The sequence below is a fragment of the Alistipes sp. D31t1_170403_E11 genome, assembly GCF_015553985.1.
GTDB classification, from domain to species: Bacteria; Bacteroidota; Bacteroidia; order Bacteroidales; family Rikenellaceae; genus Alistipes; species Alistipes montrealensis.
Window position 1 is genome coordinate 369,143 of sequence record NZ_JADNHQ010000001.1, and the last position, 21,424, is coordinate 390,566.

Below are 21,424 nucleotides of genomic sequence, written 5' to 3' on the forward strand. Positions count from 1 at the left end.
TTATTATCTCATTTTAAAACAAAATTTATTAAATTTTATTAATAACTTGTTGCATTTATTAAATATACTTATTATATTTGCAGAGTTAGTTAAAAATGAGACTGGAAGGATGACATCACTGACCGAGTTTTTCAACAAGCACGAAGACGATGCCCTGAAGGGCATTACGCACAAGAACAGCATTATTAAGCGCAACATTATTGCGCACATGGCCGTCAACGGCGAATGCACGCTCTCGGAGTTAACGAAGGAGCTTCACATCAGCGTTCCGACGATCACCAAGCTGGTCCAGGAACTGGTCGACGAGAACATCGTCACCGACCTGGGCAAGGTGGAGACCCCGGGCGGACGACGCCCCAACATCTTCGGCCTGGCCAACTCGGCCATCTATTTTGCCGGAGTGAACGTCGGCCGTGACAACATGCGGTTCATGATCACCGACCTGCAAAACAACATCATCAAGGAGGAGAACGATTTTACGTTCGAACTCCTGGACCGTCCGCAGTGCTTCGAGCGCATCTGCTCGGGAATCGAGAATTTCATCGGCACGTGCGGTATCGACCGCGGCAAGATTCTCGGACTGGGCGTCTGCATGTCGGGCCGTGTGAATCCCGAAACGGGGCGCAGCTACAAATATTTCACATCGAGCGAGCAATCGCTGCGCGACGTACTCGAAGAGCGTGTCGGCATCCGCGTACTGCTCGAAAACGACACCCGGGCACGCTGCTACGCCGAGTACACCTGCGGCAAATCCAAGGACGAGAGCAACGTGCTCTACCTCCACATGGGCCGCGGCGTCGCCATCGGCATCGTGGTCGACGGACAGCTCTACTACGGCAAGAGCGGCTTCGCGGGCGAGTTCGGCCACATCCCCTTCTTCGACAACGAAATCATCTGCTCGTGCGGCAAGAAAGGCTGTCTCGAAACCGAGGTTTCGGGTATCGCCATCGAGGACAAGATGTGCCACCTGATTCAGAAAGGTGTGAACACCATCCTCAAAGAGAAATACGACCAGCAGAAAACCATCCACATCGACGACATCATCGCGGCGGCCAAAAACGACGACAACCTTTCGATCGAGCTGATCGAGGAGGCCGGCGAGAAGGTCGGCAAAGCGGTGGCGTTCCTGATCAACACGTTCAATCCCGAGACCGTCATCGTGGGCGGTAACCTCGCGGCGGCAGGCGACTACATCATGCTGCCCCTTAAGTCGGCCACCAACAAGTATTCGCTCAACCTGGTGTACAAGGACACCAAGTTCCGCGTGTCGAAGATGACCGAAAACGCCAACGCCTGGGGCGTGGCGATGCTTATCCGCAACAAGATCATCGGACTGTAATGAATATCGAAGGCCGCACCATACGGCTGCGGGCCGTAGAACCGGGAGACGCCGACCTGATGTACGAGTGGGAGAACGACTACGACATCTGGGCGGTCAGCGGCACGACGGAGCCTTTTTCGCACTACCAGATGCAGCGTTTCGTCGAGCGACACCAGAACATCATCGGGGTTCTCTGCGACGGACAGTTGCGGCTGATCGTCGAAACACTGCTGAGTGCCAAGCCGGTCGGGGCGATCGACCTGTTCGAATACGACCCGATCCATCGCCGGGCGGGCGTCGGCATCCTCATCTACGAGCAGAGCAACCGGGGCCGGGGCTACGCCTCCGACGCTTTGGAAACCCTCTGCCGTTATACGCACGACACGCTGCGCGTTCACCAGCTTTGGTGCAACGTCGGAGCCGACAACGAAGCGAGTCTGCGGCTGTTCCGCGGCGCGGGATTCATCGAAGTCGGCGTCAAACGCGATTGGATGTGGCGGCCCGACGGCTATCACGACGAGGTGATACTGCAAAAAATACTGTAATCGTATCCACGATGAAATACCTGCAAGCCGTATTGGGGATACTGTTTTTGACGTTGACCGTCTATGCTCATAATCCCGGCGCAGATGACAGTCTTCCATGGATACCTTTCACCTGGGAACCCGAGAATCCGAATAAAGGCATCCCAGAGAAAACTCAATTTTCAATTCCTGTAAAAATCACAGGAATTTCGCAGCAATTCGAGGCGCTAATCAATTTAAATTCCATGGCGAGGACCATGCTCAATGGATATGCATTCGACCGCTGTTTAAAAAAATACCCAGCCCTAAAACAGCGTATCGACACAACACGCATCGCTTACATCCAAGACATTTTTTGTCCATTCCTGACAAAGATTGAATTAACGCTCGGGGAAATCGTTTTTCCAGAAACAGACATACCTCTATTCTACAATTACCTGTATACAGCGGCAGATTCATTGTCAGCAAAGTCTGAAAAACGAATCGCCACTATCGCCACGGACTTTTTCGCCGATGGAGTCCTTGTCATCGACTACCCGAATGAACGGCTATGCCGACTCAACGAAATAGCCGAGTCGTGGAAAGAGAAGTTCTATTTCGTCGACATCAGAAAAAGCAAGGATTATCCGAAAGTAATCCTGCCTTTGAAAATTGCCGGATCAACCCGCAACGTGATCTTCGAAACTGATTGCAATATGTTCCCATTGCTTTCCACACCATCAAAGATATCTAAAATCATCGATGCAAAGTGCTGTACCGATACCCTCTTGCTCGGATATGGAGCGGAGCGGATCGAACTGTACGGTTACAAGATCAAGGGAGCCGTACGATTGGGGCCAATCGTTTTCGATTCGTGTCCGATATATGAAGTCGAATATATCGACGACGACGATTTGAACAAAGCGAAAGTCTGGGGAATCATCGGTAACCGGTATTTTCTGAACCGGACAATCGTCATCGACTATAAAAACGGGAAATTCGGAATTTCTTATTAACCTATAAAAACCAAAATACCCGGCCTGGTTTCCAGCCGGGTATTTTATAGCAAACACCGGAGTTTACTCCAGCCGCCGCGAGCCGTCGGAGATCACCACGTCGTAGACCTTCGGTTCGTGGCCGTACTTCGCGTTGAACTTCTCTTTTGCCGTAGCGATGAACTTATCGTAGAGGGAGTCCTTCACCAGGTTGATCGTGCAGCCGCCGAAACCGCCGCCCATGATACGAGAACCCGTTACGCCGCACTCCTCGGCAACCGTAGCCAGGAAATCCAACTCCTCGCACGACACTTCGTAGTCCTTCGACATGCCCCAGTGGGTTTCGTACATGCGCTTGCCGACCGTTTCATAGTCGCCCTTCTCGAGCGCGTCGCACACATCCAGCACTCGTTTTTCCTCGCCGATCACATAGCGCGCGCGCTTGTAATCCTCCTCCGAAATCTGGTCCTTGACGGCATCCAACTGTGCCATCGTAGCGCCGCGCAGGAACTCCTGGCCCAGCACCTTCGCAACGCGCTCGCACGAAGCACGGCGGTCGTTGTAGGGAGAACCTACCAGTTCGTGCTTCACGCGCGAATCCAGCAGCACCAGCTTATAGCCCTTCGGATCGAACGGGAAATAGGCATACTCCAGCGAACGGCAGTCCAGGCGGATCAGGTTGCCTTTCTTGCCGAATACCGAAGCGAACTGGTCCATGATGCCGCAGTTCACGCCGCAATAGTTGTGCTCGGTCGACTGGCCGATCTTGGCGAGTTCGAACTTGTCGATGCCGCAGTTATAAAGGTCGTTGAGTGCAAAAGCGTAAGTCGACTCCAGAGCCGCGGACGACGACATGCCAGCGCCCAGCGGAACGTCGCCGGCAAATACCGTGTCGAAACCGCCGATCTTACCGCCGCGCTTCTGCACCTCACGGCACACGCCGAAAATATAACGAGCCCAGCTTTCGGCCGGTTTGTCCGCCTCGTTCAGCCCGAATTCCGAGCTTTCGCCCAGGTCAAGCGCATAGGCGCGAACTTTATCCGTGCCGTTGAGTTTGATCGCAGCGACGATGCCTTTGTCGACAGCGCCCGGGAAAACGAAACCCCCGTTGTAGTCCGTGTGCTCACCGATCAGGTTGATGCGGCCCGGGGATGCGAACAGAATGGCGCCTTCACCGTAAAGTTCCGAAAATTTCTTGCTGACTTTTTCTTTCATTATCGAGAGGTTTTAAGTTATGATTAGCTGATAAATCATACGAAGATAGAAAAAAATCCGCTTATCGCCGCATTTTCCGCCCGAAAATTGCATATCCGAAACCAATAAAAACCCATATCAACAGGATGAAAGTAATCGTTTCGGCCGCCTTTCGACTTGTAAATCCGGAAATGTTTACTAACTTTGTAATGCTTTCGTTTCAGAAGCTACCAACTAACATTTCAAACGATATGACAAAAAACCTTATTCTGGCCGCCGCCATGTTGCTCGCAGGAGGCGCCGTCGTCGCACAACCCAAAGTAATTTCGCACCGCGGTTACTGGACTGCACCCGAATCGGCGCAAAACTCGATCGCATCGTTCACCAAGGCTGACGCCATCGGCGTTTTCGGTTCGGAGATCGACGTATGGCTCACTGCCGACAACAAACTGATCGTCAACCACGACCGCGTTTACAAAGGCACGAATGTCGACATGGAGAAATCCACCGCCAAGGAGATCACGGCCATCAAGCTGCCCAACGGCGAAAACATTCCCACCTTCGACGCCTACCTCAAACTCGTGGCCTCGAAACCCAACACGCGCCTGATCCTCGAAATGAAGTCTCTTTCGGATTACAACCGCGAGGACCTCGCAGCCGCGAAGATCGTCAAGCAGCTCAAAAAGTACGGTGTACTGGACCAGACGGATATCATCGCCTTCTCGATCAACGCCTGCATGGCTTTCAAGAAGCTTATTCCCGACACCAAAATCTACTACCTCAACGGCGACCTGGCCCCCAAGAGCATCAAGAAACTGGGACTGGCCGGCATCGACTACTCGATGAAAGTGCTCCGCAATAACCCCGAATGGGTGAAGCAGGCCCACGACCTGGGACTCGAAGTCAACGTCTGGACCGTGGACGAAGAGGAGGATATGAAATACTTCATCGACCTGGGTGTAGACTACATCACCACCGACTACCCCGAACGCCTGCAGGCTCTGCTGAAGAAATAAAGGCTTCGAATCATAAAAAAGAGCGGCAAATTATTTTGCCGCTCTTTTTTATATTATAGGTATGTCTCAGACATCCACCACCGTCACCTCGATGCCGCGCTCACGCAGGCGGTCCAGGTAAAGTGGCTGCACGCCGCTGTCGGTGATGATGCGGTCCACCGCCTCCAGGTCGCAGATCTTGCTGAATCCGCGGCGGCCGAATTTCGAAGAGTCGGCCAACACCACGACCTTCTGCGCGGCATTGATCATCGCATCGTTCAGCGAGGCTTCCAGCATGTTGGTCGTCGTCAGCCCGAACTCGGTGTCGATGCCGTCTACACCGACGAACAGTTTGCTGCAGTTGAAGTTGCGCAGCATCGACTCGGCGAAGGGTCCTACGACCGACACCGAACTGCTGCGGGTGATACCGCCCAGTTGGAGGACATCCACATCGGCGTGCTGCGAAAGGATCTGGGTCACGGGGACTGCCGCCGTGATGACCGTCAGGTGGCCGATAGGCTTGATCTCGCGGGCCAGGAAAGCCATCGTCGTTCCCGAAGCGATGATGATCGAATCGTCCTGCGAGATGAGCGCAGCGGCAGCAGCACCGATGGCACGCTTCTCGGCCACGTTCTTCTTCTCCTTCTCATTGACGTGACGGTCGCTGATATAGGGACTTATGAGGATGGCACTGCCATGGGTACGGTAGAGCTTCTTCTGCTGTTCGAGGTACGACAGGTCCTTGCGGATGGTCACTTCCGAAACCTTGAAGAGTTCGGAGAGTTGCGTCACCGAAATCGAACCGTTCTGCTGCAACAGCGCCAGAATGCGGCTGTGCCGCTCCGGAAGGCTCAAAAGGGGTTCTTCGCCTGATTTATTCATGCGCAATTTAAATTTTAGTGTTTAGAAGTACTAATATACGAAAATTATTCGAAATACACACATTTCACCGCGATAATTTTCCTTCCCGGAAGAAATAATCCAGGCCATCAGAATATTTCAAAATAAAAGCTATTTTATTTTGAAATAGCCAAAATCATTTGTACTTTTGTTCCGAAACGAAATGAATCAACAAACAGATACTATGGAAAGAGCGTCACAAATCAAAAAATTGTCCGAGAAGGGCAAAATCTGGGACATGGTAGTCGTAGGCGGCGGTGCAACCGGACTCGGCGTTGCAGTCGATGCAGCCACACGCGGAATGAGCGTAGCGTGTCTGGAGAAAACCGACTTCGCAAAGTGCACGTCGAGCCGTTCGACCAAACTCGTGCACGGCGGTGTACGCTACCTGCAGAAAGGCGACGTGATGCTGGTGCTCGAAGCGCTGCGCGAGCGCGGCCGCATGAAGGCCAACGCCCCGCACCTGGTGAAGGACCAGGCGTTCGTCATTTCGAACTACCGCTACTGGGACAATTTCCTCTACTTCTGCGGCCTTACCTTCTATGATATGCTTTCGTTCGGCTTCGGCTACGGACGTTCGAAATACATCTCTGCCAAGAAGGTGATGAAATACATTCCCACCTCGGTCGAGAAGGGACTCAAAGGCGGTGTCGTATACCACGACGGCCAGTTCGACGACTCGCGTATGGCCATCAACCTCGCCCAGACCTGTGTCGAGAACGGAGGCACGGTCGTGAACGAGGCCACCGTAACGGCCATCGTACACGATGAGGCGGGCAAAGTCGCCGGCGTGAAGTTCGTCGATAACACCACCGGCGAAGAGTATACCCTCAAGGCGCGCAGCGTCGTGAACGCCGCCGGCTGCTTCGTCGACGACATCATGCACATGGACAGCCCCGACCACAGCAAGATGGTCACCCCGAGCCAGGGTGTACACATCGTCCTGGACATGAAATTCCTCCAGAGCGACTATGCGATCATGGTCCCCAAGACCTCGGACGGCCGCGTGCTGTTCGCCGTGCCCTGGCACGACAAAGTCGTCGTCGGAACCACCGATATCGTGCGTCCCACGCCCGAAGAGGAACCCCGCCCGCTGAAGGAGGAGATCGACTTCATCCTCGGCACGGCCAGCCTTTACATGAACCCGGCTCCCACCTATAAGGACATTCTTTCGGTATTCGCAGGCCAGCGCCCGCTGGCAGCGCCCAAGAAAGAGGGCAAGAGCACGAAGGAGATTTCACGCAGCCACAAGATCATCACCTCGGACAACAACCTGGTAACGATCACCGGCGGCAAATGGACCTCCTACCGCCTGATGGCCGAGGACACCGTAGACAAGGCTATCGAGATCAACGGCCTTCCCAAGCGGAAATGCGTGACCAAGAAACTGCACATCCACGGCTACCGCAAGAACCCCGACCTGGCCGACCACATGTACGTTTACGGTTCAGACGAGCCGAAGATCCTGAACATGATCAAGGACAACCCGGCGCTGGGTGAAAAGCTTTCGCCGAAATACGGCTACACGCTGGCCGAGGTGGTTTGGGCTGTACGCGAAGAGATGGCCCTCTCGGTCGAGGACGTGCTGGCACGCCGCGTGCGACTGCTGTTCGTCGATGCCCGCGAAGCGATGGCCGCAGCCCCGAAAGTTGCCGAAACGATGGCACGCGAACTGGGACACGACCAAGCCTGGATCGACGCGCAGGTCGAAAGTTTCACCAATCTGGCAAAAAATTATATCTTTGCAGGAGACAAGTAGGCGCACCGGTTGCCTATCCTGAATAAAATGAAAACCGCCTAATCCCCGAAATCCGAATATCCCCGAAGCCCCGTCCCGACAAGGAGGGGCTTTGGGGTAAAGTCGGAGCCGCAGCAGCGGACACGGCGGAAAGGCCCTAAAACTATCAACCTAAATCTATGTGGAAATTGCTACAACCCCCTGCGTATAAACCGGAAATGGAGGCCGACAAAGTAGACGCGAAATACAAACGCATGCGCCTGCAAGTGTTCCTCGGCATCTTCATCGGGTATGCCGGATTCTACATCGTCCGAAAGAATTTCTCGATGGCGATTCCGGAGCTTACGCTCCTCGGCTTCGACCAGAGCGAACTGAGCATCGTTCTCTCGATGAACGCCATCGCCTATGCCCTGTCCAAATTCCTGATGGGAAGTGTCTCGGACCGCAGCAATGCGCGGGTGTTCCTGCCGCTGGGACTGGTGCTGGCCGCCGTGTCGATGATGTTCATGATCGTTCCGGTCACGCTGCTCGGCCCCGAGCACAAGCGACTGGCCATCATCCTCATGGCAGTCCTGAACTTCCTGGTGGGCTGGTTCAACGGAATGGGCTGGCCTCCGTGCGGCCGCGTCATGACCCACTGGTTCTCGATCAAGGAACGCGGTACGAAGATGTCGATCTGGAACTGCGCCCACAACGTGGGCGGCGCGCTGGTAGGTCCGATGGCCGTCTACGGCGCCATCTGGTTCGGCTCCTGGTTCTACGGCAACCACTCGGAGTTCTACTTCCTGATAGGTACTTATCTCTTCCCGGCGGTCGTCGCCATCTTCGTCGCGATCCTGGCCTACGTGCTGATCCGCGACACACCGCAGTCGTGCAGCCTTCCGTCGGTAGAAAAATGGCGCAACGACTACCCGAAAAATTACAGCGCCAAGCAGGAAGAGGTGCTTTCGACCCGCGAAATTTTCTTCAAGTATGTCCTCAATAACAAACTGCTGTGGTTTATCGCCATTGCCAACGCTTTCGTCTATATGGTACGTTACGGATGCCTCGACTGGGCTCCGACCTACCTCCGGGATGCACAGGGTTATGACATCAAGCAGGCAGGCTGGGCTTACTTCGCGTATGAGTTCGCGGCCATTCCCGGCACGCTGATCTGCGGCTGGCTGAGCGACAAGGTATTCCACGGGCGGCGCGCCATCCCTACGATCCTCTTCATGGCGATCGTCGCGGTATTCATTTTCCTCTACTGGCAGTTCTCGTCGAATTACGTCATCGTCACCATGTCGCTGATCGCCATCGGGTTCTTCATCTACGGCCCGGTAATGCTCATCGGCGTACAGGCTCTCGACCTGGCCCCGAAAAACGCTGCCGGAACGGCTGCCGGACTGACCGGATTCTTCGGCTACTTCCTCGGCACGGCTATCCTGGCAAATATCGTGATCGGCTCGGTGGCCGACGCGGCGGGCTGGGACTGGACGTTCATACTGCTCATTGCAGCCTGCTTCCTCTCGATCGTCTTCATGGCGTTCACCTACAAGGACGAAAAGGAGATGCTCGGCCAAAAATAGCACGGCCGTCCGAAGCGACTCAACGGATTACGAAACCCCTTAACTCCCGGTTAAGGGGTTTTTCGCGTCCTCCGACCAGGCGGTCGACCAGAGCGTGAAACCGCGGCGAATGGTTGTGATGAACCGTGTGGCAGAGTTCATGGACGATCACATAGTCGCGCAGATGCTCCGGGAGCGTCATCAAAAAGAGGCTCAGCGAGATATGGTTCTGCCCCGAACAACTCCCCCACTTGGTGCGCGAGGCGCGGATAGTCAGTTTGGCGTATTTCAGTCCCGTCTGGGCGGCAATACGTTCGATACGTGCAGGGAGGTCGGCTTTGGCGGCGCGGCGCAACTCCTCGATGCGGGCCTTCGCTTCGGCAGGCGGCAACTGCTCAGGCAGCGCGGCGCGCTTGCGGGACAACCGTTCGCGTGCCGCCTCGATCCACCCGGCTTTCTGTTCGAGAAAAGCCAAAGCCCGCTTCTGCGACACTCCATAGGGGAATGACAGCCGCACGACGCCCGTCGCGCGTACGCTGATCGAAATCCGGCGAGCACGCAGCGTCTGCGAGAGCGTCACCTCGCCCAACCGGGGATGCACATGGACCGATGTCATCGCATCCAGAGGGAATGGACCAGCACGCCGGACAAGGTCGTAAGCGAATCTTCGTGGGAGATGTCCAGCCGTTCGAATACGATCCGGCAACGCTCGGTACGGTAATCGAGCAATCGGAGCGTTTGCCCGTCAGTAGGAACGGCATCCTCCGCAGGAACGAACCCGCTTTTTTCCAACTGGGCACTCAGCAGTTCAGCACCCGGAATCAGCAGTACCGGCTGTTCTTCGCCCAGCCAAAAACCCAATGTATCGTTATCAAAGCGATAACCGTCCTCGCCCCAGTAGTTCAAATTCGTGTAGTAACGCGAATAGCCCGCAACGGTTTCGAACGAAGCATTGGCAGGCAGCGTAACGTCGATCCTCCGGCCGGTATCGTACGAGGAGACGTATTCATAATCATAACCCCACTTCACATAATCGCGCATCCCGTCCGGGAAGATTGCGGCGAAGTCATCAAGGTTCTTCACGCCGAAACGGCTGAAAGCCGCACTGTCGTGCCGGATGTAGTCGAGCGATTCGTAGAGACGACGATACTCGGTTTTATAAACCGTATCGGCCAGCGGCATCGGAGCCAGCATCAGCCGTCCGTCGGCATCGAGACGGTCGAGCGACCGGGCGATCCGCTCCGCACGCTGCATCTGCGACTTCACGGCGACATGCTCCGGTTCGAGTACCGGGACATAAGCCAACGCTGCAAAACTCACCCATGCCGCAAGGCATACCCACAGGTAGCGGCCCGTACGCTGCGACAGGAACAGCAGCACACAGAGAGTCATCAGAGAGCCGCATACCAGGAGATAAACGCGCGGTTCGGTCAGCCCGTATTCACTCGTACGGCGAACCACGCCGATCCAGAACAGCACCAGCACGGGCAGCGACACGAGGCTGAAACGGTCGAAAAACCAGTCGTACATCCGCTTTTCGGAGAGTTGCTGCAACGCTTTGACCGCGAGGGCCGTCATCGTGAACCCGAAAGCCATGTAGGCCACACCGCCCTCGGGCAGCGACCACGTAAAGAGGATTTTGGCCATGTAAAGATAGAGGATTGCGGTATAGATCAGCAGCGCAGGCGTCACAATGTAGTTCAACAGCACTTCGAGGATGCGGCCGCCCCGGCATTCGGCGCCGCGCCAGCGGTCGGCCATCATCAAAAAAAGCAGGGGCACGCCCAGCGTCTCGCCGATCGAAGCGGCCCAGACCGCAACATGTTCGATCCATTTGCCCTCGAGCCCGAAGATGTAGGTCGTCGAATAGAGTATCGCGTAGAAAAGCCCCAGCGCAACACCGACAAATACAAAGGCCAACAGGCCCGAGCGCAGCCAAATAATCGCCCCGCTGACGAAACGGTCGTTCTGCACGGCACGAAGGCTCAGCAGGAGCAGCAGCGGCGCCAGAATGCCGACCGAAATAAAGTAAGGCGCGCTTTCCACCCAGGCTTCAAGCCCGCTCCATAATGTCAGCGGCACAATCGGCATCCAGCAAACCCAGTAAACCCGCCGCCACGGCCCCCGCCCCGCCAGGACGTTAAGCGCCAGCGCCAGTGCAAAGAACAGCGGCACGGGAGCCAGTTTTTCGAACAGGTCGTTCCCGCTCCAATCCAGTTCGTAGGTCAGCAGACACCATACGCAGGCATAGAGCGCAAGGAGCATTTCGACCGGATACGACCGCACGACCCGCACAGCCCCTTCGCGGAGCCAATGCAGGTATAATTCCAATTTCGCTTTCATCGCTTTGTAAGAATCTATATGGTTATCGGATTCCGAAGGTTTCATTCGCGGCCTTTCGGCCCCTGTTCGCTGATCCGGGCTTCCAAAGGGTTACCCGATGCGCTGGCGAACCACCTCGAAAAGCATCACCGCGGCAGCAGCCGACACGTTCAGCGACTCGATATGTCCGATCAGCGGAATGGCCAGCTGCTCGTCGCAGAGTTTCAGCACCTCTTTCGAGATACCCGTATCCTCAGCGCCCATCACGATCACGGTAGGCTTGCGGAAATCGGCGTCGTAAAGCAGTTTACAACTCTTTTCCGTAGCGCCGACGATCTGGTATCCTTCGGACTGCAACTGTTTGAGCGTATTGCGGACCGACCCCACACGGCACACCGGGATCGCCGTCAGCGCCCCGGCCGACGAACGGATCGCCTCGGCATTCACAGGAGCCGAATTTTTCAGCGGCGTGATCAGCCCGTGTACCCCGGCACACTCGGCCGAACGGGCGATAGCTCCGAAATTGCGAACGTCGGTCACCCCGTCGAACAACACGATGAGCGGCGTCTCGTCCTCGGGCACTCGTTCCAGGATGTCTTCCAACTGAACATACTCGATGGCTGCCGTCTGCGCCACGACTCCCTGGTGGTTGCCGCGTGTCAGGCGGTTGAGTTTTTCGACCGGAACCTCCTGGTAACGGAGGCGGTGGCGCATGCAAAGGTCTTTCAGCTCCTGCATCAGCTGCCCTTCGGCCCCTTTGCGGACGTAGAGTTTCTCGATCTGGCGTCCAGCTTCAATGGCTTCGGCCACGGGACGAATCCCGAAAATAAGGTTATTATCCATTATCGTAAAAGCATTATCTATTCATTGTGCGGCTTCGACCTTTGATCTTCCCGCTGCTGATTCCGGGTTTCGTAAGTTGGGAATCACTCGTTTTCGACGATTTCCAGTTCATACGAAGCCTTCTCCCACTCGTGCATCAGGTGTTCGTAGCGGGCTTTCAGGTCGTTGTAAGCCTTGTAGTCGGCTTCGTTGTATTCGACCGCGGCGGCGAACCGGGCATCGTACTCCGCAATCTGCTTCTCGACGGCCCCCAGATCGGCCTCCACGGCCTCCACGGCCTTCCTGAGCTTGCGAAGCTGCTTCTCCTGCTCTTTCTTCTGCTCGTAGGAGAGTTTGCCCGACGCGACCGTTTCCTCACCCTTCGGAGCCGCGGTTTTGGCGGGAACGTCCTTTCGTTCGATCTCCTGCAACGACTCCAGCTTGCGCTTTTCGAGGAAGTAATAAATGCCGCCCAGGTACTCCTTCACCCCGCCGTCGCGGAACTCGTAGACCTTCTGCACCATACCGTCGAGAAATTCGCGGTCGTGCGATACGATAACCACCGTACCGTCGTATTTCATGATGGCGTTCTTGAGGATATCCTTCGAACGCATGTCCATGTGGTTCGTCGGCTCGTCGAGCACCAGCAGGTTCCGCGGCTCCAGCATCATGCGGGCCATCGACAGACGCGCCCGTTCGCCGCCCGAGAGGACTTTGACCTTCTTATCGATGTCCTCCCCGCGAAACAGGAATGCACCCAGAATATCGCGCAAACGGGTCCGGATGTCGCCCACGGCCACGCGGTCCAACGTATCGTAAACCGTAAATTCGCCGTCCATCAGGTCGTCCTGATTCTGGGCGTAGTAACCGATATTGACATTCGCCCCGAGGCGGACCGACCCTTCGGTCGGCGCCAGTTGTCCGACCAGCATGCGCGCAAGGGTCGTCTTGCCTTCGCCGTTGCGGCCCACCAATGCAATTTTGTCGCCCTTTTCGATCACGAAATTCGCGCCGCTGAAGACGTGCTTCGCGCCGAACGACATCCCGACCTCGTTGATCTCGGCCACAATCTGGCCCGAACGGGGCGCAGGCGGGAACTTGATATTGAGCGTCGCCAAATCCTCCTCTTCGATTTCGAGACGGTCCAGCCGCTCCAACTGCTTGATGCGCGACTGCACCTGGTTCGACTTGGTGGGCTTGTAGCGGAACTTCTCGATGAACTCCTCGGTTTTCTCGATCATCCGCTGCTGGTTTTCGTAGGCCGCCATCTGCTGCGCCCGGCGCTCGGCGCGCAGGACGACATATTTCGAGTAGGAAACCTTATAGTCGGTGATCTTACCCAACGACAACTCCACCGTGCGGTTGGTCACGTTATCCAGGAAAGCACGGTCGTGCGAGATGAGCAGCACCGCGCCGTTGTAATTCTTCAGATACTCCTCCAGCCACTGGATCGACTCGATGTCGAGGTGGTTCGTCGGCTCGTCGAGCAGAAAGATCGACGGACGCCGCAACAGCAGTTTCGCCAACTCGATACGCATGCGCCAACCGCCCGAAAACTCGCTCGTGGCGCGTCCGAAATCCGACCGTTTGAATCCGAGGCCCAACAAGGTCTTTTCGATGTCCGCGTCGCGGGTCTCACCGCCGAGGATATGGTAATGATCCTGCGCATCGTTCAGCCGGTGCAGGAGCTGCTCGTATTCGGGACTTTCATAATCGGTGCGCTCGGCGATCTCACGCGTCAGGGCCGCAATCTCGGCCTCCAGCCGGAGCACTTCCTCGAAGGCCTTGGCGGTCTCCTCCACGAGCGTCGTGGTATCCGCAACGCGCATCGTCTGCGGCAGGTAACCGATCGTGCAGTCGCCGTTGGGCGTCACGGTTCCCGACGTGGGCTGCTGCTCGCCCATGATGATGCGCAGCAGCGTGGTTTTGCCCGCGCCGTTCTTACCCACCAGACCGATGCGGTCCTTCGGATTGATCAGCAGCGAAATATTGTCGAAGAGGGTCCAGCCCCCATAACTTACGGTAAGGTTATCGAGTGAAATCATAGCGAATCTAAAATCACGGCAAAGTTAGCGATTTAATCCGACATATCGTATCTTTGCGACCTGAAACAGACCCCTGTTATGGAAAAGTTGAAGCGCTACCTGCGGTTCATCCGCGAAGCCGAACGGCTGAAAAACACCCTGCGTTCGGCCCACACTTCGGCCGGACGCCACGAGAGCACCGCCGAACATACGTGGCGGCTGGCCCTGCTGGCCCTTGTCCTTGCGGACGAGAAACCGGAACTCGACCTTTCGAAGGTGCTGTCGATGTGTCTGGTCCACGACCTCGGAGAGGCCTATGAAGGGGATATTCCGGCCGTCGTACAATGCGATCCCGCCGCCAAAGCCACGGCGGAACAGTCGGCCGTGGACCGCCTGAGCGTCCTGCTGCCCAACGCCGCAGGAATCCGTATCCGGGAAATATGGGAAGAGTACGAAGCGTGCGCCACACCCGAAGCCCGCTGGGTCAAGGCGCTCGACAAGGCCGAGACCATCCTCCAGCACAACCAGGGTGCGAACCCCGCCGGATTCGACTACGAGTTCAACCTAAGCTACGGCGCGGAATGGTTCCGCGACGACGACCTGCTATGCAAACTGCGCCGCCTGCTCGATGCAGAGACGGCGCAGCATGTCGAACGCTAAGCGTCTTATTTTCCAGGAACAAACTCTTCGGCACGGCTCCGGACGAACCCGGCAAGAAGCGCCTGGAACCGGTTCTTCTCCACTGCCGCGTAATAGGCCGCATCGAAGCGGTCGAACAACTTCTCTTTATAACTGGCCGAGAAGCCCTTCATCGTCCCGTCCCACAACTCTGCAAGCCGCTCCCGGCTGGCGTCATAACAGTCGTTAGCCTGCCGGACGATCTCCGCCAGGTCCGCGGCTCCGGCCCTGCCAAACGCCTGTTCGGCTCTGCGGCCCTCGTCGCCCATATTGTAATAATACTGGTTGAACCCGCCGTTGCGCACCTCGCCGTCGAGCATCACCATGCTGACGAAATCGCGCTGCGCGTCGTTCGCCTCCTCCGCATCGGGAAGGCTGTAAAGCACCCGGAAGTACAATTTTTTGGGAGGCAGCGTCCCGATCTCTTCCCGTGTCAGGGCGGAGCTGCCGCCCCCGAAAAAACTTTTCAGGAACCCGAACATGACCGTCAGGCGCTGAGTATCTTCACGATTTCGGCCTGCGGGTCCGCAGCGCCGAAAACGGCATTGCCGGCCACCAGCACATCGGCCCCGGCCCCGTAAACCTCGCCGGCATTGTGCGACGAGAGGCCGCCGTCGACCTCGATAATCGTTTCGAGGCCCATTTCGCGGGCTATGGCGCGCAGTTCCCGTATCTTCCCGAACGACCCCGGAATGAACGACTGTCCGCCGAATCCCGGCTCGACGCTCATCACCAGCACAAGGTCCACGAGCGGCAGCACGCCGCGCAAGGCCTCGACCGGCGTCGCGGGCTTGATCGAAATGCCCGCCTTAGCCCCGGCCTGGCGGATCATCGCAACGCATCCCGCGGGATCATCCGTCGCCTCGAGGTGGAAAGTCACCAGGTCGGCGCCCGCCTCGGCGAAGCGTGCAACGTATTTCTCCGGCTCGACGATCATCAGGTGCACGTCGAGGAACTTCGGAGTGGCCTTGCGAATGGCTTTCAGCACCGGGAAGCCGAACGAAATATTGGGGACGAAAACACCGTCCATCACGTCGATATGAACCCATTCGGCCGCACTGGCGTCGACCATCCGGGTATCGCGCTCCAAATGGCCGAAGTCGGCCGAGAGCATTGAAGGAGCTACTATTCTGTTCATTGTGCAGTTCTCTTTTTCCTACCTACAAAGATAGGCATTTTTCGCGGAATCCCGCATATCCGGGCGGGGTTTCAACACACAATCCGCTCGTACGGACCCCCGCTCCGGCGACCCGTCAGCGTTTTCCGCAGCCGAGACCTGCGATCTTCCGGCGGATCGCCAACCCGTTCAGCAGCGAAAGCAGCAGTGCAAGTCCGATGCCGCACAGCAGCGTGACGCCCATGCCTGCCGGACGATACCCCTCCTGCAACGCCTCCAGCGACGGCAGGTAACTCAAACGCACCAGCCACACGGCCAGCAACGCGGCGAACAGCACTCCGAAATTCAGCCCGAACGTCAGCATCCGGTAAGGCTTCGCCACACGCGCCGGGGCATATCCCAGCAACAGCAGGGTTTCGAGTTTGTCGCTGTTTTTCTGCAAGAGCAGGAAAATGCTCAGCAGCAGTATGTAGAACGACATCGCGCTGAACGCCAGCCCCACCCCGGCCACGCCGCTTGCCGCGAGTTGCAAAAAACGGGTCGCCTTGCCGTCGTCGCGGCGGTCGCCCTCAGCCTCGTACCCCTTGCGGGCGAGGTAATCCGAGATGGCGGCATCGACCGGACGGTCGGTTTCGACAATGACCCGCGCCGGAAGTTTTTCCCCGGTCCCCGTTCCGAACCGTTCGTTCGACCAGCGGATGAACGCATCAGGCACGAGGATCGTATTCAGGCGGTTCGACAGCCCGACGATACGGCCCCGGAACTGCTCCGCGCGACCGTTCCCGGCAATGTCGATACCGAGGCTTACCCGGCGGAAGATACCTTCCGAAATCTGCGGCAACCCCTGCGACCGGGCAAAACCATAGTTATAGAGGTTCACATAGTTGCGCGGAATGATGATGGGAATATCCCGGCTGCCGGGCTCATAGTTCCATTCGGCGGGCTCCACGTCGAGAAACCGGTCGGGAACCGATTCGAAAAACAGGTAGGTCGAAAGGTTGATGCTTCCCACACCGACCGACCCCGTTATCCGGTAATCCGCCGCAGTCAGCGCCCCGACCTCCCGGACAAACGACTGTGCCCTAAGGTCGTCCACTTCTTCTGCCGTAAAATCGCTGTTACCCAATCCGAGCGTATTGAACGCACTGACACGCTTCGAAAGCACCAGGTAGTCGCCGCGCAGGAACGAATCGGGCTGGTCCAGAATCGGCACGATATCGCGGTAAGCCTGCAAGGCCCCCAGCACGACGGTCATCCCCACCAGCCCGGCGAGGGCGAAACCGACCATTTGGGCCGTACTCAGATGACAGCGGAGCAGTTTCCAGAGCAGTCTCATAACGTCAGGATTTTATGGTACGGCAGCCCGAGCCGACAGCCGACCGAGGTTACGATTACACCTGCACCCCGGGCCTGCGCCTCCTCCAGCAGCAAGCCGGCGAGTATCTTGCCGTTTGCGGCATCGAGATGGCTCACGGGTTCATCGAGCAGGATGAAATCGAACGGCTGGCACAAACAGCGCACGAATGCGACGCGCTGCTGCTGCCCGAAGGAGAGTTTCCCGGCAGGCGTATCCTTCTTATCGGCAATCCCGGCCGTTTCGAGCAGGCGTCCGATCTGTTCGGGTGTCTTAAACGAAGTCAGCTCGTTTTTCAGGCCGAGGTTCTCGGACACGGTCAACTCCCCGAACAATCGCAGGTCCTGGAAAAGCAGGCTCAGCGACCGCCTCCGCAGGTCGCCCCACCGGGCTGCGGAAAAAGCCCGGCAATCCGCATCGCCGAACAGGATACGGCCCGCATAATCGTTTCGCGAACCGTACAGGAAACTGCACAGCGAAGATTTTCCGGTTCCCGAAGCGGCTTCGACCAGATAATACTCCCCCTTGCGGAACGTCACATCGCGTCCCCACACGTCCGACTCCCGGGAAACCGGATCGTCCGCAAACGCATCGGGCACTACCTGCTGTAAAGTTATCGACTCCATAAACTCCATATTTCGAAGAAGCGGCCGTTCGATTCCGGACGGCCGCTTCTCGGTATTACCACCGGTATTTTTTTACAAATCACCCGTTTCCGGCACGTACTGGCGAATCAGTTCGCCGGTTTTGTCGCAAATGGTCTTGAACGCATTCTGCTCCTTGTCGGTCATGTTGACGACGAACGTTCCGCCCTCCATCGTACCATAGGCTTCCATGTTATCGAAGATGCCGAGAATCGAGAACACTACTTCCACCTGCGGCGTATCGTTCGCTCCGGCGAACTGGGCCACCAGAGCATTCACGCCCTTGAAATCGAGGTAGAACGTACCGGATTTACCTTTCACGATGCGGTCCAGCGATGCCAGCGACTCGAAATCGACGCCGTCCAGCGCCGATTTCACGGCAGCATCCGTCGTACAATAGAACACGTTGCCCTTCACGCCGAACAGCACCGAGATATCGCCCATGCTGAACAGATATTCGCCCTCGGCAGTCTGCTGGATAGGCATGCCTGCCAGGCTCGTAACGATCGTCTGCAACACGACCGGGTCCTTGACCTGAGCCAGCACCGAACCGATCGGATAGCGTCCGTCAGCGGTTATCCCCGAGAACGAAATCACGCAATCGCCGTTGAAAGCATCCATTACCTGTTTGATCATCGGGTTGGTCAGCATCATCCCGTAACCGGGCATTGCAGCCAGCATCGCATAGAGTTTTTCGCCGTCGAGTCCGTAGGAAACCGTGCCGATGGTGTTGGCAGGCACATAACGCAGCAGGTCGCCGGTCTGGGGTTTCACGTATGCGTAATACTCCATCGCCTTCTTCTCGCTCTCCTTGTCTTTATACGCCATCGTAGCGTTGCAAACGACACTGCCCTTCTCGAAATTGAGGGAGCCGATCATTGCCGATCCTTTCAGTATATCCATCATGGGCATCGTGCTCAGCATCGGATTATTCGTCAGGAACGATGCATTGGCATACGACATTACGACGTTAACGTCGTTCTGCCCGGCCAGTTGCGCCGCGATGGCCTTGTTCCCCATCAGGCTTTGATCCTGCTTCTGGGCAAACAGTTCCCGGACCTTCGCTTCGATGCCGCCGCAGGGGTTCGTCCTAAAAAAGAGCATGCAGGCAATGTCATTATAGGCACAGACTCCGCTTTCGGCCGACTCCTCGCCAATCTTAACGACGGAAACGCCGTTCTCGGTCACCGTCTCGGTTCCGCTCTTCTCGTTGACCCGGGCGATCAGGGCGTCCAGCTTAGCCTTATCGCCGACCGGGAACAGCACACCGCCGCTCACTTCGGGATTATTGATGTCGGCGCCGCCCATCGACATGAACAAGAAAAGGTCTTTTTTCAGGTCGAGGCCCGATTCTGCGGGATTCTCCAGCAGTGAAAGCAGGTATTCCGTCTCTTCGGCGGACAGGTTCTCCGCTTTGTCCAGTTCCGCCTTGAGACGGTTGAAAAGCGGATTTTGGGCGGCATCGCACGAGCCGCTCTTCTCCATTAGCGATGCGGCGTTGACCGACACCGTCATGAACGAATCGGCAGGCAGGACGTTCCGGTAATCGGCCCCGCCGCCGCAGGAGACGATCAACACGGCCACCGCCGCAAGGCAGGCAGACTTGATGATGGGTAAAAGGTTCTTCATAAACGAAAAAATTAAGGGTATATTCTATTCAGCAGCAAAGGTATAAAATTCGGGAAAGGATATGCCGTTCCGGGGCAAATAAAATTGCACATTACCCCGAAAATTCCGATCCGCCGCACGAGCGTGTCGTTTTCCGGGAATAATTTGTTATTTTTGTAGGAAATACACGACCGAACAACCATGACCCTTTCCCTGCTTTCCATACTGGCAATCTGCTGCCTCGCGGCAATCCTCGTCATCGTCCTGCTCCTGTGGCGCCGGGAGTCGCGCAAACTCGCCGACTCGGAAACGCGCGAACGTGACGCCGTAACCCGCCTTTCGGCGGCCGAAGCGCGGCTGGCCGCCGCCGAACAGGCCGCCTCGGCCGAAAAAGAGTTCCGCCTGCGGTACGAGGAACAGATACAGTCGCTGACCGAACAGCGCACACGCACCGAAGCCGAATTGGCGGCACTACGCGCTGCATCCGACACAGAGCTTTCGGCCCTGCGGGCACGGAACGCCGAGGAGCGCGCCGCCGAAAAAGCCGAACGCGAACAACTCGAAGAACGCTTCCGCCAGCAGTTCAAGAACCTCGCGACGGAAATCCTGGGCGAGCAGTCGCAACGGTTCAAGGAGACGAACAAGGAGTCGATCGACATCCTCCTCAAACCGTTCCGGGAAAACATCGTCGACTTTCGCAAACGCGTCGAGGAGATTTACACCACGCAGACTTCCCAGCGCGGCGAACTGAAATCGGAACTCAAACGCCTGATGGAACTCAACCAGACGATTTCCGCCGAAGCCCAGAACCTGACCAACGCCCTGAAAGGCAATTCGAAGGTCCAGGGCGACTGGGGCGAGATGCTGCTCGAAACCATCCTCGACAGTTCGGCGCTCTCGAAAGGCATCCACTACGAGACGCAATACAACATCAAGGACGAAGAGGGACGCAACCTGCGCCCCGACGTGGTGCTGCACCTGCCTGAAAAAAAGGACATCGTCATCGACTCGAAAGTCTCGCTCACGGCCTTCGTGGGTTACTCCTCGGCCGACAGCGACGAAGAACGGCGGCGCCATCTCGCAGCGCACGTCGCCTCGGTGCGCCAGCACGTCACCGAACTGGGCCGCAAGGAGTACCAGCGGCGGCTCAATTCGCCCGACTTCGTCATCATGTTCATCCCCAACGAACCGGCGTTCCTCGCGGCGTTGCAGAACGACACGACCATCTGGTCCGACGCCTACGACAAAAAGGTGATCATTTCGTCGCCGACGAACCTTTTCGCGCTGCTCAAACTCGTCGCCGACCTCTGGAAATACAACGACCAGGACAAAAACACCAAGGAGATCGCCGCCTGCGGGCTGAAACTCTACGAACAGCTCGTGGCCTTCACCTCTTCGCTCGAAGGGGTCGGCACGGCGCTCGACAAGGCCCGCGACGCTTACGAGGATGCCCACAAACGCCTCTGCTCGGGCAACGACAACATCATCCGCGTCGGCGAACGCCTGCGCAAGACCGCCCGCCTGCAAACCAAGCGGCAGCACGCCGCGCGGACACTCGAAATCGCCGGCAGCGAGTCGGACGGGGACGATCTTCCCGAAAAACCCACGGCGCTGCCCGGCGGCGAGGCATAGTTCCTCTGCTAAAAAATACGTCCGCAGGCT

19 protein-coding genes are annotated in these 21,424 nt (G+C 57.0%); 8 read left to right on the forward strand and 11 right to left on the reverse strand.

All coding sequences use genetic code 11. The annotated features are described in order from the left end of the window. Positions 1-109: 109 nt before the first annotated feature. Genes I2E69_RS01420 through I2E69_RS01430 form a run of 3 tightly spaced genes read left to right on the forward strand, consistent with a single transcriptional unit; the run spans position 110 to position 2,840 of the window. Positions 110-1,339, forward strand: a complete 1,230-nt coding sequence (locus tag I2E69_RS01420; protein ID WP_195458364.1) for an ROK family transcriptional regulator — start codon at positions 110-112, stop codon at positions 1,337-1,339. Then, positions 1,339-1,866, forward strand: coding sequence for a GNAT family N-acetyltransferase (locus I2E69_RS01425; protein WP_195458365.1), 528 nt, complete (start codon positions 1,339-1,341; stop codon positions 1,864-1,866). The genes I2E69_RS01420 and I2E69_RS01425 overlap by 1 nt, the downstream gene beginning before the upstream one ends. Before the next feature lie 11 nt (positions 1,867-1,877). Next, complete coding sequence (locus I2E69_RS01430; protein ID WP_195458366.1) at positions 1,878-2,840, forward strand: hypothetical protein; 963 nt, start codon at positions 1,878-1,880, stop codon at positions 2,838-2,840. A gap of 63 nt (positions 2,841-2,903) precedes the next feature. Here I2E69_RS01430 and galK read toward each other — a convergent pair whose 3' ends face one another. Next, the gene (gene galK, locus I2E69_RS01435; RefSeq protein ID WP_195458367.1) at positions 2,904-4,034 is read right to left on the reverse strand and encodes a galactokinase; all 1,131 of its coding nucleotides are present in this window, start codon (positions 4,032-4,034) and stop codon (positions 2,904-2,906) included. Between the two features lie 230 nt (positions 4,035-4,264). Here galK and I2E69_RS01440 point away from each other — a divergent pair, with 230 nt between their 5' ends. After that, a complete protein-coding gene (locus I2E69_RS01440) occupies positions 4,265-5,029 on the forward strand; it encodes a glycerophosphodiester phosphodiesterase family protein (RefSeq protein WP_195458368.1) in 765 nt (254 codons plus the stop codon). A gap of 66 nt (positions 5,030-5,095) precedes the next feature. Here the strand turns inward: I2E69_RS01440 and I2E69_RS01445 are convergent, their stop codons facing one another. Next, positions 5,096-5,890, reverse strand: coding sequence for a DeoR/GlpR family DNA-binding transcription regulator (locus I2E69_RS01445; RefSeq protein WP_195458369.1), 795 nt, complete (start codon positions 5,888-5,890; stop codon positions 5,096-5,098). 202 nt (positions 5,891-6,092) lie between these two features. Here I2E69_RS01445 and I2E69_RS01450 point away from each other — a divergent pair, with 202 nt between their 5' ends. Together I2E69_RS01450 and pgtP are read left to right on the forward strand one after the other, a co-directional pair. Further along, positions 6,093-7,667: a glycerol-3-phosphate dehydrogenase/oxidase gene (locus tag I2E69_RS01450; protein WP_195458370.1), complete on the forward strand. Its 1,575-nt coding sequence runs from the start codon at positions 6,093-6,095 to the stop codon at positions 7,665-7,667. 158 nt (positions 7,668-7,825) lie between these two features. Then, positions 7,826-9,214: a phosphoglycerate transporter protein PgtP gene (gene pgtP / locus I2E69_RS01455; RefSeq protein ID WP_195458371.1), complete on the forward strand. Its 1,389-nt coding sequence runs from the start codon at positions 7,826-7,828 to the stop codon at positions 9,212-9,214. 19 nt (positions 9,215-9,233) lie between these two features. On the opposite strand, the gene I2E69_RS01460 is transcribed toward pgtP, so the two are convergent. The 4 genes from I2E69_RS01460 to abc-f form a co-directional block, all read right to left on the reverse strand. Further along, positions 9,234-9,809, reverse strand: coding sequence for a M48 family metallopeptidase (locus I2E69_RS01460; protein WP_195458372.1), 576 nt, complete (start codon positions 9,807-9,809; stop codon positions 9,234-9,236). Next, complete coding sequence (locus I2E69_RS01465) at positions 9,806-11,536, reverse strand: DUF4153 domain-containing protein (RefSeq protein ID WP_195458373.1); 1,731 nt, start codon at positions 11,534-11,536, stop codon at positions 9,806-9,808. Before I2E69_RS01465 ends, I2E69_RS01460 begins: the two co-directional genes overlap by 4 nt. A 90-nt stretch (positions 11,537-11,626) precedes the next feature. Continuing rightward, positions 11,627-12,358 carry a 23S rRNA (guanosine(2251)-2'-O)-methyltransferase RlmB gene (rlmB, locus tag I2E69_RS01470; protein ID WP_195458374.1) on the reverse strand — a complete coding sequence of 244 codons (732 nt, stop codon included), beginning with the start codon at positions 12,356-12,358 and terminating at the stop codon, positions 11,627-11,629. Positions 12,359-12,441: 83 nt separating this feature from the next. Beyond that, on the reverse strand, positions 12,442-14,382 hold the full coding sequence (abc-f, locus tag I2E69_RS01475) for a ribosomal protection-like ABC-F family protein (RefSeq protein WP_195458375.1): 1,941 nt from the start codon (positions 14,380-14,382) through the stop codon (positions 12,442-12,444). Positions 14,383-14,460: 78 nt separating this feature from the next. Here abc-f and I2E69_RS01480 point away from each other — a divergent pair, with 78 nt between their 5' ends. Beyond that, on the forward strand, positions 14,461-15,021 hold the full coding sequence (locus I2E69_RS01480; protein ID WP_195458376.1) for an HD domain-containing protein: 561 nt from the start codon (positions 14,461-14,463) through the stop codon (positions 15,019-15,021). A 5-nt stretch (positions 15,022-15,026) separates the two neighbouring features. Here the strand turns inward: I2E69_RS01480 and I2E69_RS01485 are convergent, their stop codons facing one another. The 5 genes from I2E69_RS01485 to I2E69_RS01505 all read right to left on the reverse strand — a co-directional run bounded on the left by I2E69_RS01485 (position 15,027) and on the right by I2E69_RS01505 (position 19,783). Further along, a complete protein-coding gene (locus tag I2E69_RS01485; protein WP_195458377.1) occupies positions 15,027-15,521 on the reverse strand; it encodes a DUF4375 domain-containing protein in 495 nt (164 codons plus the stop codon). 5 nt (positions 15,522-15,526) lie between these two features. Further along, the gene (gene rpe / locus I2E69_RS01490; RefSeq protein WP_195458378.1) at positions 15,527-16,177 is read right to left on the reverse strand and encodes a ribulose-phosphate 3-epimerase; all 651 of its coding nucleotides are present in this window, start codon (positions 16,175-16,177) and stop codon (positions 15,527-15,529) included. A 115-nt stretch (positions 16,178-16,292) separates the two neighbouring features. After that, positions 16,293-17,492 carry an ABC transporter permease gene (locus I2E69_RS01495; protein WP_195458379.1) on the reverse strand — a complete coding sequence of 400 codons (1,200 nt, stop codon included), beginning with the start codon at positions 17,490-17,492 and terminating at the stop codon, positions 16,293-16,295. Continuing rightward, the gene (locus I2E69_RS01500) at positions 17,489-18,136 is read right to left on the reverse strand and encodes an ATP-binding cassette domain-containing protein (protein ID WP_195458380.1); all 648 of its coding nucleotides are present in this window, start codon (positions 18,134-18,136) and stop codon (positions 17,489-17,491) included. Before I2E69_RS01500 ends, I2E69_RS01495 begins: the two co-directional genes overlap by 4 nt. Positions 18,137-18,208: 72 nt before the next feature. Next, positions 18,209-19,783: a DUF4836 family protein gene (locus tag I2E69_RS01505; protein WP_195458381.1), complete on the reverse strand. Its 1,575-nt coding sequence runs from the start codon at positions 19,781-19,783 to the stop codon at positions 18,209-18,211. Between the two features lie 180 nt (positions 19,784-19,963). Between I2E69_RS01505 and I2E69_RS01510 the strand changes: the two genes are divergently transcribed. Further along, entirely contained in the window at positions 19,964-21,394 is a 1,431-nt protein-coding gene (locus I2E69_RS01510) for a DNA recombination protein RmuC (protein WP_195458382.1), read from the forward strand. The last annotated feature ends 30 nt before the right edge of the window (positions 21,395-21,424 follow it).

What these genes read in the sequence shown, in the direction of transcription:
- I2E69_RS01420 (WP_195458364.1), top strand. Translation starts at nt 110, where the DNA reads ATGACATCACTGACCGAGTTTTTCAACAAGCACGAAGACGATGCCCTG.
- I2E69_RS01425 (WP_195458365.1), top strand. Translation starts at nt 1,339, where the DNA reads ATGAATATCGAAGGCCGCACCATACGGCTGCGGGCCGTAGAACCGGGA.
- I2E69_RS01430 (WP_195458366.1), top strand. Translation starts at nt 1,878, where the DNA reads ATGAAATACCTGCAAGCCGTATTGGGGATACTGTTTTTGACGTTGACC.
- galK (WP_195458367.1), bottom strand. Translation starts at nt 4,034, where the DNA reads ATGAAAGAAAAAGTCAGCAAGAAATTTTCGGAACTTTACGGTGAAGGC.
- I2E69_RS01440 (WP_195458368.1), top strand. Translation starts at nt 4,265, where the DNA reads ATGACAAAAAACCTTATTCTGGCCGCCGCCATGTTGCTCGCAGGAGGC.
- I2E69_RS01445 (WP_195458369.1), bottom strand. Translation starts at nt 5,890, where the DNA reads ATGAATAAATCAGGCGAAGAACCCCTTTTGAGCCTTCCGGAGCGGCAC.
- I2E69_RS01450 (WP_195458370.1), top strand. Translation starts at nt 6,093, where the DNA reads ATGGAAAGAGCGTCACAAATCAAAAAATTGTCCGAGAAGGGCAAAATC.
- pgtP (WP_195458371.1), top strand. Translation starts at nt 7,826, where the DNA reads ATGTGGAAATTGCTACAACCCCCTGCGTATAAACCGGAAATGGAGGCC.
- I2E69_RS01460 (WP_195458372.1), bottom strand. Translation starts at nt 9,809, where the DNA reads ATGACATCGGTCCATGTGCATCCCCGGTTGGGCGAGGTGACGCTCTCG.
- I2E69_RS01465 (WP_195458373.1), bottom strand. Translation starts at nt 11,536, where the DNA reads ATGAAAGCGAAATTGGAATTATACCTGCATTGGCTCCGCGAAGGGGCT.
- rlmB (WP_195458374.1), bottom strand. Translation starts at nt 12,358, where the DNA reads ATGGATAATAACCTTATTTTCGGGATTCGTCCCGTGGCCGAAGCCATT.
- abc-f (WP_195458375.1), bottom strand. Translation starts at nt 14,382, where the DNA reads ATGATTTCACTCGATAACCTTACCGTAAGTTATGGGGGCTGGACCCTC.
- I2E69_RS01480 (WP_195458376.1), top strand. Translation starts at nt 14,461, where the DNA reads ATGGAAAAGTTGAAGCGCTACCTGCGGTTCATCCGCGAAGCCGAACGG.
- I2E69_RS01485 (WP_195458377.1), bottom strand. Translation starts at nt 15,521, where the DNA reads ATGTTCGGGTTCCTGAAAAGTTTTTTCGGGGGCGGCAGCTCCGCCCTG.
- rpe (WP_195458378.1), bottom strand. Translation starts at nt 16,177, where the DNA reads ATGAACAGAATAGTAGCTCCTTCAATGCTCTCGGCCGACTTCGGCCAT.
- I2E69_RS01495 (WP_195458379.1), bottom strand. Translation starts at nt 17,492, where the DNA reads ATGAGACTGCTCTGGAAACTGCTCCGCTGTCATCTGAGTACGGCCCAA.
- I2E69_RS01500 (WP_195458380.1), bottom strand. Translation starts at nt 18,136, where the DNA reads ATGGAGTCGATAACTTTACAGCAGGTAGTGCCCGATGCGTTTGCGGAC.
- I2E69_RS01505 (WP_195458381.1), bottom strand. Translation starts at nt 19,783, where the DNA reads ATGAAGAACCTTTTACCCATCATCAAGTCTGCCTGCCTTGCGGCGGTG.
- I2E69_RS01510 (WP_195458382.1), top strand. Translation starts at nt 19,964, where the DNA reads ATGACCCTTTCCCTGCTTTCCATACTGGCAATCTGCTGCCTCGCGGCA.